At 75.7% G+C, this 16,633-nt stretch carries 14 protein-coding genes and 1 riboswitch; of the genes, 10 read left to right on the top strand and 4 right to left on the bottom strand.

The genetic code is table 11. The features are described 5' to 3' along the window. The first annotated feature begins 73 nt into the window (after positions 1–73). The 4 genes from JT721_RS18330 to JT721_RS18315 are packed head-to-tail and all read left to right on the top strand — an operon-like array spanning position 74 to position 4,240. A complete protein-coding gene (locus JT721_RS18330; protein ID WP_205474718.1) occupies positions 74–1,525 on the top strand; it encodes a DUF2142 domain-containing protein in 1,452 nt (483 codons plus the stop codon). Then, complete coding sequence (locus tag JT721_RS18325) at positions 1,522–2,367, top strand: glycosyltransferase (RefSeq protein WP_205474717.1); 846 nt, start codon at positions 1,522–1,524, stop codon at positions 2,365–2,367. The genes JT721_RS18330 and JT721_RS18325 overlap by 4 nt, the downstream gene beginning before the upstream one ends. Beyond that, positions 2,364–2,999 carry a class I SAM-dependent methyltransferase gene (locus tag JT721_RS18320; protein WP_205474716.1) on the top strand — a complete coding sequence of 212 codons (636 nt, stop codon included), beginning with the start codon at positions 2,364–2,366 and terminating at the stop codon, positions 2,997–2,999. The genes JT721_RS18325 and JT721_RS18320 overlap by 4 nt, the downstream gene beginning before the upstream one ends. Further along, positions 2,996–4,240 (top strand): hypothetical protein, encoded by a 1,245-nt coding sequence (locus JT721_RS18315; RefSeq protein ID WP_205474715.1) that lies wholly within the window; start codon positions 2,996–2,998, stop codon positions 4,238–4,240. The genes JT721_RS18320 and JT721_RS18315 overlap by 4 nt, the downstream gene beginning before the upstream one ends. Here JT721_RS18315 and JT721_RS21870 read toward each other — a convergent pair. The 3 genes from JT721_RS21870 to JT721_RS18300 all read right to left on the bottom strand — a co-directional run bounded on the left by JT721_RS21870 (position 4,224) and on the right by JT721_RS18300 (position 10,534). Further along, complete coding sequence (locus JT721_RS21870; protein ID WP_205474714.1) at positions 4,224–8,297, bottom strand: Ig-like domain repeat protein; 4,074 nt, start codon at positions 8,295–8,297, stop codon at positions 4,224–4,226. The two genes, JT721_RS18315 and JT721_RS21870, sit on opposite strands and share 17 nt — an antisense overlap. A 136-nt stretch (positions 8,298–8,433) precedes the next feature. After that, positions 8,434–8,712, bottom strand: coding sequence for an Lrp/AsnC family transcriptional regulator (locus JT721_RS18305; protein ID WP_205474713.1), 279 nt, complete (start codon positions 8,710–8,712; stop codon positions 8,434–8,436). A gap of 28 nt (positions 8,713–8,740) precedes the next feature. Continuing rightward, on the bottom strand, positions 8,741–10,534 hold the full coding sequence (locus JT721_RS18300; protein WP_205474712.1) for a DEDD exonuclease domain-containing protein: 1,794 nt from the start codon (positions 10,532–10,534) through the stop codon (positions 8,741–8,743). Between the two features lie 72 nt (positions 10,535–10,606). On the opposite strand from JT721_RS18300, the gene JT721_RS18295 reads away from it, so the two are divergent. From JT721_RS18295 to JT721_RS18270, 6 genes are all read left to right on the top strand, one after another. Beyond that, positions 10,607–10,921 (top strand): hypothetical protein, encoded by a 315-nt coding sequence (locus JT721_RS18295; protein ID WP_240341032.1) that lies wholly within the window; start codon positions 10,607–10,609, stop codon positions 10,919–10,921. Next, positions 10,918–12,186 carry an NYN domain-containing protein gene (locus JT721_RS18290; RefSeq protein WP_205474706.1) on the top strand — a complete coding sequence of 423 codons (1,269 nt, stop codon included), beginning with the start codon at positions 10,918–10,920 and terminating at the stop codon, positions 12,184–12,186. The genes JT721_RS18295 and JT721_RS18290 overlap by 4 nt, the downstream gene beginning before the upstream one ends. Before the next feature lie 83 nt (positions 12,187–12,269). After that, entirely contained in the window at positions 12,270–12,479 is a 210-nt protein-coding gene (locus JT721_RS18285; protein ID WP_205474704.1) for a hypothetical protein, read from the top strand. 176 nt (positions 12,480–12,655) lie between these two features. Continuing rightward, a riboswitch (cyclic di-AMP (ydaO/yuaA leader) is annotated at positions 12,656–12,797 on the top strand. A gap of 26 nt (positions 12,798–12,823) precedes the next feature. Beyond that, entirely contained in the window at positions 12,824–13,807 is a 984-nt protein-coding gene (locus JT721_RS18280) for a C40 family peptidase (protein WP_205474702.1), read from the top strand. Between the two features lie 37 nt (positions 13,808–13,844). Further along, positions 13,845–15,053 carry a hypothetical protein gene (locus JT721_RS18275; RefSeq protein ID WP_205474701.1) on the top strand — a complete coding sequence of 403 codons (1,209 nt, stop codon included), beginning with the start codon at positions 13,845–13,847 and terminating at the stop codon, positions 15,051–15,053. 12 nt (positions 15,054–15,065) lie between these two features. After that, positions 15,066–16,385 (top strand): M48 family metallopeptidase, encoded by a 1,320-nt coding sequence (locus tag JT721_RS18270; RefSeq protein ID WP_205474700.1) that lies wholly within the window; start codon positions 15,066–15,068, stop codon positions 16,383–16,385. A 15-nt stretch (positions 16,386–16,400) separates the two neighbouring features. On the opposite strand, the gene JT721_RS21120 is transcribed toward JT721_RS18270, so the two are convergent. Further along, entirely contained in the window at positions 16,401–16,625 is a 225-nt protein-coding gene (locus JT721_RS21120; protein ID WP_240341031.1) for a Flp family type IVb pilin, read from the bottom strand. Positions 16,626–16,633 lie beyond the last annotated feature (8 nt).

Here is a 16,633-nt window from a genome sequence, read left to right as displayed (position 1 = left end):
TGCCACCCGCACGCCCGGGCGGCTCGCCGCTCTTCGGGGCCGCGGCGGCGTCGCGCGGCACTACGGTTGCGCGGTGAGGAGAGGGAGGCTCCTGCCGGTCTGGGTGCTCGCGGGCATCCTGCTGGCGCAGGGCGCGTGGATGCTGGCGGTCCCGCCGTTCCGGGGGAGCGACGAGTTCGACCACGCCTACCGGGCGGCCGGCGTCGCCGGCGGCCAGTGGCGGCTGGACGAGCGGGCCACCGAGGGGCGGGGGATGCTGGTCCGGGTGCCCGCCGACCTCGTCGAGGCCGCCCACGAGCAGTGCGCGTCGCTGCCCTACACCGAGCACGACAACTGCAACCCGGTGCGGCCCGCGGGGGCCGGCCGGGTCGAGGTCGCGACGGCGGCCAGCAACTACAACCCGGTCTACTACTGGGTGATCGGCACCGTGGCCGAGCCGTTCGAGGGCGCCGCCGCGCTCCAGGCCATGCGGATCACCTCGGCGCTGCTGTGCGCGCTGGTCGTCCTCGCCGCCGCCGCCGCGCTCCGCGCCGCCGGGATGCGGCACTGGACCGCGCTGGGGCTGGTGACCGCGCTGACCCCCACCCTCGTTTACACCACGGTGGTGGCCGCGCCCAACGGGCTCGAAGCCGCGGCCGGGCTCAGCCTCTGGGCGGCGCTGCTCGCCCTGGGCCGGTCGGCGGACGAGGGCGCGCCGTCCGTGCCCGTGGGTTGGCTGCTGGCCCAGGTGGCGGTCTCAGGGGTGCTGCTCTCCGGGCTGCGCACCCTCGGCCCGTTCTTCGTCCTGATGATCGCCACGGTGGTGCTGGTGCACGTCGGCCCGCGCCGCTGGTGGGCGCTGGTCCGGCGGCGCGCCACGGCCGTCACCGCGGTGGCGGGGGTGGTCGTGGCAGCGATGGCAGCGGGCGTGTGGTGGGCGCTCGACTCCAGCAGCTACAGCGCACCGTCCGACGCCGCCTCGACGGCGGCCGACTCCGACCCGTCGGACGCCGTCGCCGTGCACCGGTGGGTCCTGCAGCTGGTCGGGGCGTTCCCCTACCGCGACCAGCCGGCGCCGGTCCTCGTCTACCCGCTGGTGCTGCTCGTCGTGCTGCTGCTCGTCGTGGCCGCGGGTCGCCGGGCCCGGGGCTGGCAGCGGGTGTCGGTGGTCGGCTCGGCCGTGGCCGTGCTGCTGGTGCCGGTGGTGGTCGCCTCGGCGACCATCGGCTCCCGGGGCTCGATCTGGCAGGGCCGCTACCTGTTCCCGTTCGTGCTCGGCGTGCTGCCGCTGTGCGGCCTCCTCCTCGACCGGGCCGGCTGGGAAGCACCGAACCGCGTGCGCCTGCTGGTCACCGCGCTGGTCGCGCTGGCGGTGGCCCACACCGTCAGCGTCGTGCACGTGCTCCGGGCCGAGGTCGCGCGCGACGTCTCCGCCGACGACCCCGCCTGGCTGCAGCCGCCGGCCGTCGTCGTCGCGGGGCTGATGGTCCTGGCCTGGCTGGCCTGGGGACGGGTGGTCCTCGACGCGGGGCGGGAGCGGCCGTGACCCGCGTCTCGCTGGTGGTGCCGGTGCACGCCGGCATCGCCCCGAACCACTGGCGGGCGGCGCTCGAGAGCGTGCGCGCCCAGACCCGTCCCGCCGACGAGGTCGTCGTGGTCGAGGACGGCCCGCTGACCGACGACCACCACGCCGCGCTGGCCGACGTCGGCGCCGAGCTGCCCCTGGTGCGGGTGGTGCTGCCTCGCAATCGCGGCGCCGGGGTGGCCAACCAGGCCGGCCTGGAGGCGGCGACGGGGGAGTGGATCGCCAAGGCCGACGCCGACGACGTGTCGCTGCCCCAACGGATCGGCACCCAGGTCGAGGCCGCCGAGCGGCTCGGCGTCGACCTGCTGGGGGCGGCGATGTGGGAGTTCGACATCGAGCCCGAGCACCCCCAGCGGCTCCGCGCCAACCCGCCCGACCACGTCGCCATCGCGCGGCGGATGCGCCTGAACAACCCGATCAACCACTCCACGGCGTTCTACCGCCGCGAGGTCGCCCTCGCCGCGGGCGGCTACCCGCGGCTGCGGTTGATGCAGGACTACGACCTGTTCGCCCGGATGCTGGTCGCGGGGGCGCGGATGGCGAACCTGCCCGAGCCGCTCGTGCTGTTCCGCGCCGGCGACGGGATGCGGCGTCGGCGGGCCACGACCGGCTTCCTGCGCCGCGAGGTCGACCTCCAGCGGCGACTGCTGTCCTACGGTGTGGTGGGCCGGGCGGGGGCGACGCGCAACCTGGTCGTCCGGGGCGGCTTCCGGCTGCTGCCCCAGCCGGCGCTCAGACTGACCTACGACCGGGTGCTGTCGCGGCGCCTGGAACCCCGAGCCCTGGGAGGGCGGCCGTCGTGAGGATCACCCCCGAGATGCTGGCCCGGCAGGCGCGCTACGCCGGGCGCAGCGCGCGCCGCATCGCCGGCGAGCCCGCACTGGCCCGCGACCTGCCCCGGCTGCTGGCCACCCGCGGTCGCGGGACGATGGCGCTGCGGCTGCCCTGGCTGCCGTTCCGGCTGATCGACGAGCTGGGCACGGTCGTGGGCCCCGGCACCCGGGTCTTCGAGTACGGCGGCGGCGGGTCCACGCTGTGGTTCCTCGACCGGGGCGCCACGGTCGTCACCTGCGAGCACCACCCCGGCTGGGCCGACGAGCTGGCCCGGGTCGTGGGCGGCAGCTGGGCCGCGGACCGGTGGACCCTGCTGCGCCGCTCCGACGCCGACGCCTACGCCGCCTACGTCGCTGCGATCGACGCCTACCCCGACCTGCACTTCGACGTCGTGGTCGTCGACGGACGCGAGCGGGCCCGGTGCGCCACCGCCGCCCTGCCGAAGGTGGCCCCGGACGGGCTGCTCCTCGTCGACGACGTCGACCGCGAGCGCTACCGGGCCGCCCTCGACGCCACCGGCTGGACGCGGCGCGACATCGTCGGGTTCGCCCCGGCGAAGCCGACCCTGGCCTACACCGCGGTGCTGACCCGGCCGGCGTGAGCGCCACGACCGACCGGCGGGTCGCCTGGTCGCTGCTCGCCTCGGCGGTCACCGGGCTGCTGGGGTGGCTCACCGTCGTGGCGGTCGGCCGCAGCACCGATCCCGCCGGCTACGCGTCGTTCGCGGTGCTCTGGGCGGTGTTCTTCGGCGTGGGCGGGGCGTACGCCGGGCTCCAGCAGGAGGTCACCCGCTCGGTGACCCGCTCGACCGGGCGAGCGTCCCCCGGGCCGCGCCTGGCGTCGGCCGCCGCCGCCCTGGTGGTGCCCGGCGTCGCGGCACTGCTGGTGCTCGCGCTCGTCACCGCCCCGCAGACGGCCGCGGTCTCCGGCTCCACCGGCGCGGTCGCCGCCGCGCTGGGCGCCGGCCTCGTGGGACTGACCGGCCTGACCCTCGTCAACGGCGTGCTGGCGGCCCGGGACGAGTGGGCCGTGCTCGCCGCAGTGCTCGTCGGCGACGCGGTGCTGCGCTCGGCGGCGGTGGCGGCCTGCCTGGTCGCCGACCGCCTCGCGCTGCTGCCGCTGGCCATCGGCGTCGGCGCGTTCGCCTGGGTGCCGCTGACCGCGACCACGCCGGTGCGCGCCGCGCTCGGGGCACACGGCGCCGATCCGCTGCCCGGGTTGGTCAGGCGCGCGCTGGTGGCGATGGGCGCGACCGCCTGCGCGGCCCTGCTCGTGGCGGGGTTCCCGGCCCTGGTCGCGCTGGCCCGGCCCGGCGCCCTCGGACCCGTCGCGGGCGCCCTGCTCGCCACGCTGGTGCTGGTGCGGAGCCCGCTGCTCGTCGTCCTCTACGGCCTGCGCCCGGTGCTGCTGCGCGCGCTGCTCGACGCCGACCGGCCCGCGGCGGTGGTGCGGGGGTGGTGGCTCCGGCTGGCCGGTGCCGGGCTGCCGGCTGCGGGCAGCGCCGCCGTCGTCGGACCCCCGGTCGTGACGCTGCTGCTGGGCGAGGCGTACGCCGTGCCCCCGGGCGACCTGGCGGTGCTCGCGGCGGCCACGGTGCTGCTCGCGATGCTGGTCGTCTCGGGCCTGGCGCTGGTGGCGCTCGACCGGCACGCCGCGTCGACCGCGGGCTGGCTGGTGGCGGTGGCTGCGTCGTTCGGGCCGCTGCTGCTCGTTCCCGACGAGCGGCCGGCGCTGCTGCTCGCCCTGGTCGTGGGTCCCGCGGCCGGCCTGCTCGGGCACGCCCGGGCCCTCGTCCGCGGACCCGGCCCGGGGCCGGGCCGGCCGGTCACCGCCGGACCGTGAGCACCAGCACCTTGGAGACCGACGGCAGCGTCGGCGTGCCGCCGAGGTAGCGGACCACCAGTCGGTGCCGGCCGGGCTTGAGCTTCTTCAGCCGCACGGTGACCCGGCCCTGCTGGCCGTCGCGGAGCACCACGGTGCCGAGCACCGAGGAACGCTCGGTGATCCGCACCGGGCCGGTCGGGTCGAGCCAGTTCGGCACCACGACGGTGACGCTGACCCGGCCCCGGTCCTTGCGGCTGATCTTGCGGCTCAGCAGGACGCCCACGGTCCGCGAGGCCAGCTTGGCGACCTGCACCGGCCGGCTCGACGCCACCCCGGGCGCGTAGCCCGGCGTGCTCGCCCGGACCTCCACCCGCACCGGGAGCCCCGCGTCGCGGGTGCGCACGGTGTAGCTGCTGCCGGTCGCTCGTGCCACGGCCTCGCTGCCGACGAACCACTGGTAGGCCAGCTTGGGCGCGTGCGGCCAGGTGCCGGTCGTGGTGGTGAGCACGGCGCCGACCCGGGCCGCGCCGCTGACCACGGGCGGCGCGCTGGCCAGCAGCCGCTCGCCCTCGGTGCCGTGGACGGGCTCGCTCGTGCTGGTGCCGACCTTCCAGCCGTCGCGCCGGCCGGTGGCCACCACGGTGATCGGCTGGCCGACGTCCTGGGAGGTGACGAGGTACGTCGCCCCGGTCGCCTTGCTGATGTCGCGGCCGTTGCGCCGCCACTGGTAGGTCACGTCGGTCGCCGCCGGCTCGAAGGTCGCCGGCTGCACGGCGAGCTCGGTGCCGACCCGGCCCGAGCCGACGACGGCAGCCCTCGTGACCTCGGTCAGCGCGTCGACGACGACGAAGGGTCGCCACGCGGCGCCCCCCAGGGGCTTAGCGTCGGTGTCGAGCGCGGTGACCCGCCACTCCCACGAGCCGCCGGCGATCGCGGCGGTGGGCGCCCAGGCCAGCGCGCGGGTCGTCACCGTCTCTGCCGGGCCCGTGGCGCCCACGAGGCGTCGCTCGAAGCGGTAGGAGGTCGCCTTGGCCACCGGCCGCCACGTGAACAGGGCCTCCGAGGGCGCCACGGTCGCCCCGGCCACGGGCAGGTCCAGCTCGGGAGCCGGCCCCTCGACCAGGAACGGTCGGAAGACGCTCCAGTCGCCCTGGCGCCCTCGCGCGTCGACCCGGCTGACCCGCCAGGTGTACGGCGTCGTGCTCGCCGGCAGCGGCTTGGTGAGGGCGAGCACCCGCTGCTTGGTGGTGGCGTTCGTGACCCGGTTGGCGGCGTTGCCGATCCGGTCGTCGTCGCGGTAGACCTCGACCTTGTAGGACGCGGCGAACGGCAGCGGGTCCCACGTCAGCGGCTGGTCGCCGCGCACCGGGTGGGTGCCGTCGGGCGTCACCAGGTCGGGCACCGGCGACTGCTTGCGGAAGCGGCCGACCGGGCTCCACGCGAGCGGGTTGCCGCTGCCGTCGATCGCCTGCACCCGCCAGTAGACCGGGCCCTCGGGGTAGGTGTGGGTGTAGGAGGTGAACGACGTCTGGTCGACCTCCACCCGCTCCAGGACGTTCTGGAAGTTCTGGTCGGTGGCGGTCTCGACGACGTAGCTGCGCGCCTCGGTGCGCCCGGGCTCGGCCAGCGTCTCGGGCCGCTCGGTCTCGCCGGGCGTCGGCGGCGTGGTCTCCGTGTCGCGGTAGTCGCGCCAGGTGAGCGTCACGTCGTCGCTGACGACGGGGTAGGCGCCGGGGTCGGTCTCGCCCGGCGTCGCGGTGGGCGAGACGAGCTCGACCTGGCGGCTGCGCTTGCTGAACGAGTGCTCGGCGTGCTGCGGGAGCGAGCAGACGCCGGCGGCCGAGCACGGCACCACGCTGTAGTAGTACGCCGAGCCGGCCTGGCTGTCCTTCAGCGCCGTGCTCGGGGTCCACATCGGCTGGGTCAGCACCTGGGGGGCGGTGAAGCCGGCGATCGGGTTCGTGAGCTCGCGGTCGTGGCTGAGGTAGAGCAGCCAGTAGCCCACCGTCGGGTCGGGCGCCCAGCTGAGCACCGGGGTGTTGCGCAGGTCGAGGCAGTCGCTGGACAGGTCCGGTGAGGCGTCCTCGACGCTGTCGCACCAGTCGTCGGTGCGGTAGGGGTCCGGCGCCGCGGGGTCCGGGTCGGCGTGCAGGCCGGTGCCCACCGCGGCGACCCGGTGGCTGCCGGGGTCGACGGGCGGGAGCGGCGTGACCGTGAACCGGCCGGTCGCCGCCGCGCCGGACGCCAGCAGCACGTTGCCGTTGTAGGCGTCGACGTACCACTCGTAGGTGCCCGGCTCGAGCTGCGCGGCGTTGACGCCCTCGCCGGCCGGGTAGGGCAGGTTGGTGGCGACCGACGACCACCCGATGGTGCCGAGCGGGCGCGCCAGCAGCGCGTAGCGGGTCGCGCCCACCACCGGCTCCCAGGTCAGCGTCGGGAACCGGGACGCCGTGGGGGCGCTGGTCGGCACCGGCACGGTCGCGGTGGCCGCCGGCGGGGAGGTGACGGTGAAGGTCGGCTGCGCGGCCAGCAGCAGGCCGCTGCCGAGGCGCTCGTCCTGGCTCTCGGTGCGCACCTGCCAGCGGTAGGTGCCCTCGGGCAGCTTGGCGCGCGGCGTGTACGACGTGCCGGTCGTCGTCTCGGTGTGGGCGAAGCCGCCGGACGTGCCGGTGATGCTGACCTGGTAGCGGGCTGCACCCGCCACCGGCCGCCACCGCAGGGTCGGCACCGACACCGGCTCGCCCGGCGCCGGCGAGACCTGGATCGCCCGCTCGGGCAGGTAGGTGAACGAGCGCACCTCGGCGCTGATGAGGTCGGTCTCGGGTCGGTCGCCCGAGTAGTCGTCGTTGCCGCGCACCCGCCAGTAGTAGGTGCCCGCGGCCGCCGGCCAGCAGCCGCCGGTGCTCGGCACGAGCGTGGTGTTGACCGTCGTGCAGCTGCGCACGGCGGAGGCCGGCGTGAAGCTGCGGGTGGTGCTGATCTGCAGCGTGTAGCTGCTGGCCAGGCTGCGGTCGTCGTGGTCGCCGTCCTGCTCCGAGGGCGTCCACTGGAACCAGAACGGGTCGCCGACCGTGGCGCCGTCGGCGGGGTGCTCGAGCCGCGGCTGGGCCGGCCAGGCGCGGCGGAACCGCCAGGTCGCCACCTGCGACCAGTCGAGCTTGTTGCCCGCGGCGTCGTAGGGCCGCACCCGCCAGTAGTACTGGTCGTTGTCGAGCGTCCTGATCCGCGCGTAGCGGGTGCCGACGATGTCGGCCTTGGTCTCCACGCCGGTGAGGAAGTTTTCGTCGGTGCTGACCTGCACCTCGTAGGTCGCCGCTCCCGGCACCGGTGCCCAGTCGAGGACGGCGTCGGTGACCGCACGGCCGAACCCGTTGGCGGGCGAGACCAGCGCGGGGGCCGCCAGGCCCTCGACCACGTAGCGGCGCGGGGTCGACCACTCGGTGCCGATCCCGGCGGCCAGCTGGGCGTTCACCCGCCAGTAGTAGGTGGTGGGCAGCTGCAGGTCGGGGACGATGTACGACGTCGCCTGGGTGGGGTAGGACTTGATCTTCGCCGGGTCGATGAACGCCTCGTCGGTGCTGATCTGCAGCGTGTAGCCGCTCGCCCCCTCGACCGGCTCCCACGAGAGCAGCGGCGGCGTGGAGGGTTGCGCCAGCGCGGTGCCGTCGGCCGGGGCGACCAGCGCCGGAGGCGCCAGCGGGTCGCGGACGAACGACGCGCCGGCCCAGCCGGCGTCACCGCTGCCGGCGGGCCGGACCCGCCAGTGCAGCTCGCCGCTGGGCAGCTGCACGGTCGGCACCAGGTGCTGGTTGACCGTGCTGGTGCTGACCAGCGTGGTCGCGAACGACGACGACAGCGACACCTGCACGTCGTACTTGGCGGCCCCGGGCACCCGGGTCCACGACAGCGTCGGGATGCCGGTCACGGTCGTCGCGCTGGGGGACAGGTCGGTCGGCACGGCGGCGGTCGCCGGCGGCGCCCCGAGCGCGACCAGCCCCGTGACCAGCCCCGTGGCCAGCAGCAGTCCGGACAGCGTGCAGATGAGCGCGCGCAGGCGTGCACGGTTGGACGGCACAGCGTCTCCCTCCCCAGGTCACCGAGTGCGTCAGGGGCACGCTAGGCGGCGGCGGAGGAGCGCGTGGCCGAACCGGCGCGGACTGACCGACCGGGCACCGGCATGGCCCGAACGGATCATGCCGGCGGCGTCGGGATCACTCCAGGCCGAGCGAGAACGCCGCCTCCAGGTCGTGGCGGGAGTAGGCGCGGAAGGCGATGTGGGTCTCGGTCTCGATGACGCCGGGGACCTTGTTGAGCCGGTCGGCCACGACCGCCGCCACGTCCTCGTGCCGGCGCACCCGGACCAGGGCGATCAGGTCGATCTGGCCGGTGACGGAGTAGACCTCGCTGACGCCCTCGAGCGCGGCGATCTCCTCGGCCACCTCGGGGATCCGGGCGACGTCGGCCTTCACGAACACGATGGCGGTGATCATGGCCCGACCCTACTCAGCCGCGCGGGCCTCAGCGGGCCGGCCGGTGCACCGGGGCGAGGTCGCGGCGCTCGGCGAACGGGACCAGCGACCGCCGCGACTCGTCGGCGGCGGCGTGGACGGCGAGGTGGCGGGTGGCGCCGGCCACCGGGCAGGTCCACTCGCCCTCGACGGCGACCAGGCGGATGCCGGGCGACTCCAGCCAGCGCAGCACCTTCTCCGACTCCTCGGGGCTGGCGGCCGGCACCGGGCCGGGGGCGTTGAGCACGGTCTCGGCGCTGGCGCGCAGCTCGTCGACGTACTGCTGGGCGTCGGCGCCGGGCGGGATCACGCCCGCCGCGGCGAGCCTGCCGTGGCGGACCACGTGGACCTGCCAGCGACCGTCGTCCTCGCGGCGGGCGGCGACGATCTCGGGGCAGCCGGTGAGGGCCGAGAGCCGCTGGGTGCGGGCGGCGGCCCGGACGAACGCCGCCAGCCGGTCGCGGTGGACCCCCGCCTCCTCGAACCGCTCGTCGGCGGCGAGGGCGCCCATCTTGGCGCTGATCGTCTCGACCACGTCGTCGGGGCGGCGCAGCAGGGTGTCGCGCAGCTGGCGGACCACGGCGTCGTAGGTGGTGCGGTCCACGCTGCCGTCGCACGGCGAGAGGCACCGGCCCAGCTCGGCGAGCACGCAGGGGGCGCGGGAGGGCTCGCGGGCCAGCCGGCCCGAGCACTGCCGCACCGGGAAGGTGTCGTGGAGGGCGGCCAGGCAGCGCTCGGCGACCCGCCGGCTGCCGAACGGGCCGAGGTAGTCGGCGTCGTCGTCGAGCACCTTGGTAACCATCGACAGCCGCGGCCAGGGCTCGCGGGTGAGCTTGATGAAGTGCATCTTCTCCGGGAACCGCGAGCGCCGGTTGTAGCGCGGCTTGTGCTCGGCGATCAGCCGCAGCTCGCGGACCTCGGCCTCGAGGGCGGTGCTGCACTCGATGCCGGTGACGGTGGTGGCCAGCCCGACCATCTCGCCCATCCGGCTGCGGGTCTCGGAGGCGGTGAAGTAGCTGCGCACCCGGGTGCGCAGGTCGCGGGAGGTGCCGACGTAGAGTACCCGGGCGCTGTCGTCGCGGAACAGGTAGACCCCCGGCGCGTGCGGCAGGCCCTCGGCGAGGTGGCGCTTGCGGCGCTGGGCGGTCGTGACCCGCGCCGAGAAGGTCTGCAGCTCCTCGAGGGTGTGGACGCCCAGCCCGCCGAGGCGCTCCATCAGTCCGTGCAGCACGTCGACGGTGGCGCGCGCGTCGGAGAGCGCCCGGTGGTTGGGCGTGGTCGAGGAGCGGAACGCCTTGGCCAGCGAGGAGAGCTTGCAGTTGGGGGCGTCGTCGCGGGTGATCACCCGCCGGGCCAGGCGCGCGGTGTCGACGACCTCGAACGTCGGCCAGGCGCGACCCTGGCGCTCGGCGAAGTGGCGCAGGAAGCCGACGTCGAAGGGCGCGTTGTGGGCCACCAGCACGGTGCCGGCGGCGAACTCGAGGAAGGCCGGCAGCGCGGACTCGACGGGAGGCGCGTCGGCCACCATCGCGTTGCTGATGCCGGTGAGCACCGCGATGAACGGCGGGATCTCGGCCCGGGGGTTGACCAGCGTCTGGAACTCGCCGAGGACCTCGCCACCGCGCACCTTGACCGCACCGATCTCGGTGATCATCGAGCCCGCCTCGGCCGACCCGCCGGTGGTCTCGAGGTCGACCACGGTGAAGGTGATCTCGCGCAGCGGTCGCCCGAGCTCGTCGAAGCTGCGCTGCGACTCCCAGCCGCCGGCCCGGCCCGGACGCTCGCGAGTGGAGGTGCTGCCCATGCCGACGACGGTAGGACCGGGCGCCGACATTCCCGGCGCGACGCGCCCCACCCGCCCCCTAGGCTTGGTCACGTGAGCACGCCGATCCCCGACCCCGCGCAGCGCTGGCGCTGCGGTGGCTGCGGCAACCTCACCCGCTTCGACGTACGACGTACCCGGCGGACCACGGAGTTCTGGCACTTCGACCTCGCCGGCGGGCACGCGGTGGAGGAGACCGAGGTCGAGGCGGAGACCGTCGAGTCGGTGACCTGCCGCTGGTGCGGCCGCGACGACGCCGTCGAGGTGGTGGCCCGGGCCGACGTGGGGGCCGACGTGGCCGCCGACGTCGCTGCGGGGGTCGACGCCGAGCACCCGGGACGGCCCGGCACGGCGGCCGCGCAGCCATGAGCACCCCCGTCCTCGCCGACCTGCCCGGTCCGGTGCGGGACCGGGTGGTGGCCCACGTCGCCGGCAGCCTCCCCGAGATCCCGGACCTGCCCGCCCCGCTGCGCCGGATGGCCGACTTCGCCCCCGCCCGCCGCGCGCGGCTGGGCGCCGGCGCCATCGCCGACGCCCTGGCCGACGACGGCTTCCGCGAGCGGGCCGCGGTGCAGGTGGCCGCCCAGGTCGGCCGTCGGCGCGACGACGCCGCGGGTGACGACCCGGTCGACGCGGGGGCGCTGGCCTGGCTGCTGCGCGGGGAGGAGTGGACGACGGCGCTCGAGCGGGCGCTGGCCGCCGTCGCCGCCCGCGAGGGCGGCGGTCGCCGCGACGACGAGCGGCTGCAGCGCCTCCAGGAGCGGCTCGACCAGGCCGAGGCGACGCTGCGCGACACCCGCGCCCGGCACAAGGCGCAGGTCGAGGAGCTGAAGTCCGAGAACGCCAACCTCCGGCGCAAGCTCGGCGAGACCCGCACCGCCGAGCGACGGGTGCGCGAGGAGGCCGAGCGGGCCGTCGCCGAGGCCGACGCGCTGCGGGGCCGGGCCGCGGCCACCGAGGAGCAGCTCCAGCGCGAGGTGCGCTCGCTGCGCGCCCAGGTGGCCCAGTACGCCGAGCTCTCGGCCGCCGACCGGCGGACGGCGCGGACGGAGCGCGACGAGGCGACCACCCGCAGCCGGGTGCTGCTCGAGACCATCGTGGAGGCCTCGCTGGGCCTGCGGCGCGAGCTGGGCCTGCCGGCCGGCTCCGCCGCCCCGGGCGAGCGGGTCGAGGCGGCGCTGGCCACCGAGCCCAGCGGAGCGCCGACCGCCGCGCTGACCGCGACCCTGCTGGAGCAGCAGCTCGGCATGCCGCGGGCCCGGCTGGTCGTCGACGGCTACAACGTCAGCAAGACCGCCTGGCCGAGCTCACCGCTCGACGCCCAGCGGATCCGCCTGCTCTCGGCGCTGGCCCCGCTGGTGGCCCGCACCGGCGCGGAGACCACGGTGGTCTTCGACGCCGCCGAGGTCAGCACCCGGCCGCCGGTCAACCCGCCGCGCGGGGTGAAGGTGGTGTTCAGCCCGTTCGGGGTGATCGCCGACGACGTGATCCGCGACCTGGTCGCGGCCGAGCCCGCCGGCCGGGTCCTGGTGGTGGTCTCCGACGACCGCGAGATCGTCGAGGACGTGCGCCGCGACGGCGCCCGCACCGCATCGGGCGCGGTGCTGCTCGACCTGCTCTCCCGCGCCGGCTGACCGGGTGGGCTGAACGGGTGGGTTGACCGGGTGCCGGCAGGCCGCGGCGAGGCACTGTCGGAGGTCCCTGTCACGGTGGCCCCATGACGACGAGAATCGACTGCGACACCTGCGTGGTGCGGGGGCTCGCCTGCCACGACTGCGTGGTGACCGTGCTCCTGGGGCCGCCGCCGGAGCTGACCTTCGACGACGACGAACGGCGCGCCCTCGACGTGCTGGCCGACAGCGGGCTGGTGCCGCCGCTGCGGCTGGTCGAGCCCGTCGACCCGCCCGAGGTCGAGGAGTCCGCCTGACGGCGGGTGTGTCCGGCGTGACCCCTGGTGATGATGTGACCAGTGTGACGGTTGTGACGCACGGTTCCCGACACACCGTGAGACGCAGGCCGTCAAAGTTTGGACCACCGCCGAGGCGGCGGCTACGGTGCTGCGAGGCCTTCGTGGACGTGGACAACCGGTCCGCGCGGAGGCCGCGCTGAGTTCCGGGGCACCACGCGTGCACCGGGAGCCGGGGAACCAACTCACCTGGGGTGAATCTCCCGCGAGGCGGCCACCGTCGTGGAGCGGGAGTAGGGCAGGTCGTGCCCGAACCCGTCAGCTCACCCGGTAGGCGTACGACACCCCGAGGAGATCTCCCGGCCGTGCGCAGGAGCCGCAACCGACTCATCCCCGGCCTGGCCGGACTCGCCCTCGCGGCCACCGTGGGACTCGTGCCCTCGACGCCGGCCGCGGCGGAGCCCGAGATCAAGGACGTCCAGCAGAAGGTCGACACCCTCTTCCACCAGGCCGAGCAGGCCTCGGAGCGGCTCAACGACGCCCGGCTCGAGCTCGAGGAGCTGCGCCGCGACCTGCGGTCGCTGGAGGCCGACCAGGCCCGGCAGGACCGCAGGATGGCGGCGATCCGCGAGCAGGTGCGCGACGCCGTCGTCGCCCAGTACCAGGGCCAGGACATCTCGGCCGCCGGCGCGGTCGTCGTCGCCGACGACCCCGACGCCTTCCTCTCGGGCATGTCCACGATGTCGGCGTTCAACGCCTACCAGGACCAGCTCTTCGCCGACTTCGCCGACGAGGCCAAGGCGCTGCGGATCCGCCGCGAGGCGACCGAGGACCGGGCCGACGACATCGCTGACCTCGAGCGCGACCTGGCAGCCGAGAAGCAGGAGATCGAGCGCAAGCACGACGAGGCCGAGGAGGTGCTCGACGAGCTGAAGGCCGCCGAGCGCGCCGAGGTCCTGGCCAGGGGCGGCAGCGCCGTCCCGTCCGACGTGCCGGCCTCCGGTCGCGCCGCCGCCGCGATCGAGTACGCCATGGCCCAGGTCGGTGACTCCTACGTCTACGGCGCCGCCGGACCCGACGCCTTCGACTGCTCCGGGCTGACGATGATGGCCTGGGCCCAGGCCGGCGTCGGCCTGCCGCACTCCTCGCGGATGCAGTACGGCAGCGGCCCCCACGTCGCCGCCGACGACCTGATCCCCGGCGACCTGGTCTTCTACTACTCGCCGATCAGCCACGTGGGCATGTACATCGGCAACGGCCTGATCGTCCACGCCGCCAACCCGGGTGCCGGGGTCCGGGTCTCCGACCTCTACTCCATGCCCTACGTCGGCGCGGTCCGCCCTGGCTGAGCCGGCCCGCCACGTCGCCGGCCGCCCGCGCGCGTGGGTGGCGGTCGCGTCCGTCGTCCTGCTCGCGCTGGTCGGCGCGGTCGCCTGGCTGGTGCTGCGGGGTGACACCTACGTCGCCGAGCCCGACCGGGGCGTGCCGGCCGCGGCCAGCCCCGACGAGGCGGCCCGGGTGCTCGGCGAGCTGCGCCAGGCCCTTGCGGACGGCGACGCCGACGCCGCCGCCGCGCTCGGCGCCGACGACGAGGCCCGGTCGCTGCTCGCCGCGGTCGCCCGCAACGCCGCCGGGCTGCGGGTGGTCGACCTGACCCTGCGCTACGTCGACGAGGTCGGCGCGGTGGCCGCGGACGGCTCCTGGCAGGCGGCGGTCGACCTGGCCTGGGCGTTCGAGGGCTTCGACCGCGACCCCGCGCACGTCGAGGTGCTGGTCGGCTTCCGGTCCACCCCCGACGGTGTGGCCGTCACCGGCCTCGGCGGTGGCGGGGACCGTCGCACGCCGGTGTGGCTCGCCGGACCGGTCACCGTCAGCCGCACGGCGACCACCCTGGTGCTGGCGGCCGGGCGCGCGCCCGACGCGGCGTCGTACACCCGGCTCGCCCGGGCGGCGGTGCCCGCGGTGCGGGCGGTGCTGCCGGCGTGGCGGGGCCGCCTCGTCGTCGAGGTGCCGTCGACCCAGGGCATGCTCGACCGCGCCCTGGGTGCGACCGAGGGCACCTACGCCAACATCGCCGCGGTCACCGCCACCGTGGACGGCACCGTGACGCCGCAGTCGCCGGTGCACGTGTTCCTCAACCCGGTCGTCTTCGGCGCCCTCGACCCGGTCGGCGCCCAGGTCGTGATGACCCACGAGGTCACCCACCTGGCCACCGACGCCCCGATGACGCCGTCGGTGCCGCAGTGGCTGCTGGAGGGCTTCGCCGACCACGTCGCACTGCGCGACACCGACCTGCCGCTGAGCCTCACCGCCCGCCAGATCATCGAGCAGGTGCGCCGCGACGGCGCGCCCCGCCAGCTGCCGGGAGCCGCGGAGTTCGACGAGGCCTCGACCCACCTCGGCGCGGCGTACGAGAGCGCCTGGCTGGCCTGCGTGGTGCTGGCCGACCGCGGGGGAGAGGCCGCCCTGGTGCGGCTCTACGAGGAGACGGCCGGCGGCGCCGACGTCGAGGCCGGGCTGCGCCGCGGCTTCGGGCTGGACGTCGCCGGGCTGACCCGGCTCTGGCGCGCCCGGCTGACCGAGCTGGCGGGCTGACAGACTGGTGCGGTGAGCACGACCGCGCCGACCGAGCCGGACGACGCGGGCGCGTCCGACGCCCGCAGCCCCTCCGGGCCGTCGGCCCGCCGGGTCGCCCTCGGCGTCCTGGTCGTCGGGCTCGCGACCTTCGTCCTGCTCGCGTGGTGGCTGGTGCCCTGGGACCCGGTGCCCGGCGGCCCCCTGCGCCCGGCCGCGCCCGAGGACGTCTTCACCGCCGCCGAGATCGCCCGGGCCGAGGAGTTCTCGCGCGTCTCGATGCTGTGGCGCTACTCGTCGCTGGCCGTCTCGCTCGCGGTCGCGCTGGTGCTGGGCCTGGGGCCGTGGGGCGCCCGCGTGGTCGGGCGCCTGCGCGGTCCGTGGTGGTGGCGGTCGGTGCTGGCGGTGGCCGCGCTCGACGTGCTGGGGCGGGTGGTGACCCTGCCGTTCGCCGTGCTGCTGCGTCGCCGGGTGCTCGAGGAGGGACTCTCGCACCAGTCGTGGGCGGGCTTCGCGGCCGACCTGGTGCGCAACGAGGCGCTCGACGTGGTGCTCACCTCCGTCGTGGTGCTCATGCTGGTGGGCTGCGCGCGGCGGTGGGCCCGGGCCTGGCCGGCGGCGGCAGGCGGTGTGCTGGGGGTGCTGGTGCTGGTCGGCTCGTTCGCCTACCCCGTGCTGGTCGAGCCGCTCTTCAACGACTTCTCGTCGCTGCCAGACGGCACCCTGCGCAGCGAGATCCTCGAGCTCGCCGACCGCGAGGGCGTGCGCGTCGACGACGTGCTGGTGGCCGACGCCTCGCGCCGCACCACCACGCTCAACGCCTACGTCTCCGGGATCGGCGCCACCCGCCGGGTCGTGGTCTACGACAACCTCGTCGACGACCTGGGCCGCCAGGAGACGCTCTCGGTGGTCGCCCACGAGCTGGCCCACGCCCGCCACGACGACGTGGTGACCGGCACCCTGCTGGGTGTCGCCGGGGTGCTGGCCGGGGTCGGCCTGCTGGGGCTGCTGTGGGGCGGCCGGCGCCGCAGCGGCCCGGACGCCAGGGACGGCGGCGACGACTCGGGGCTCGCCGACCCGCGCACGGTGCCGCGGCTGCTGGCGCTGGTCGCGATCGGCACGCTGCTGGCCAGCCCGGTGCAGAACGCCGTCAGCCGGCAGATCGAGCTGCGCGCCGACGTCGACGCACTGCGGGCGACCCGTGATCCGGCGGCTTTCGTCGACATGCAGACCGAGCTGGCGCGGCGCTCGTTGGCCGACCCCACCCCGCCAGCCCTCGCGCAGTGGTGGTTCGGCAGCCACCCCCGGGCGTTGCTGCGGATCGCGCTGGCCCGGCGGGTGGCGGGGGACTGACCGGCCGGGACCGGCTCAGGAGCAGCTGCCGATCGACTGCGCCTCGATGATGTCGTCGCAGCTGCCGTGGAAGAGGCCGTCGGTGCCGCCGCCGAAGGCGAAGACCGCGGCCGCGATGATCGCGGCGATGCCCGCGATCAGCAGGCCGTACTCGACGGCCGAGGCGCCGCGCTCCTGACGGGGACGGCACGAGGCCCGGACCCGGACGACTGTCCGGACCCGGGCCCCGTGGACGCTCATGATGCCTG

Origin of the sequence: Nocardioides sp. SYSU D00038, from assembly GCF_016924665.1 — a bacterium.
In the GTDB taxonomy this organism is placed as follows: domain Bacteria; phylum Actinomycetota; class Actinomycetes; order Propionibacteriales; family Nocardioidaceae; genus Nocardioides.
The sequence above is the reverse complement of the archived record's forward strand: the minus strand, read 5'-3'. Positions and strand labels throughout refer to the sequence as shown.

What these genes read in the sequence shown, in the direction of transcription:
- JT721_RS18305 (WP_205474713.1), bottom strand. Translation starts at nt 8,712, where the DNA reads ATGATCACCGCCATCGTGTTCGTGAAGGCCGACGTCGCCCGGATCCCC.
- JT721_RS18300 (WP_205474712.1), bottom strand. Translation starts at nt 10,534, where the DNA reads ATGGGCAGCACCTCCACTCGCGAGCGTCCGGGCCGGGCCGGCGGCTGG.
- JT721_RS18290 (WP_205474706.1), top strand. Translation starts at nt 10,918, where the DNA reads ATGAGCACCCCCGTCCTCGCCGACCTGCCCGGTCCGGTGCGGGACCGG.
- JT721_RS18285 (WP_205474704.1), top strand. Translation starts at nt 12,270, where the DNA reads ATGACGACGAGAATCGACTGCGACACCTGCGTGGTGCGGGGGCTCGCC.
- JT721_RS21120 (WP_240341031.1), bottom strand. Translation starts at nt 16,625, where the DNA reads ATGAGCGTCCACGGGGCCCGGGTCCGGACAGTCGTCCGGGTCCGGGCC.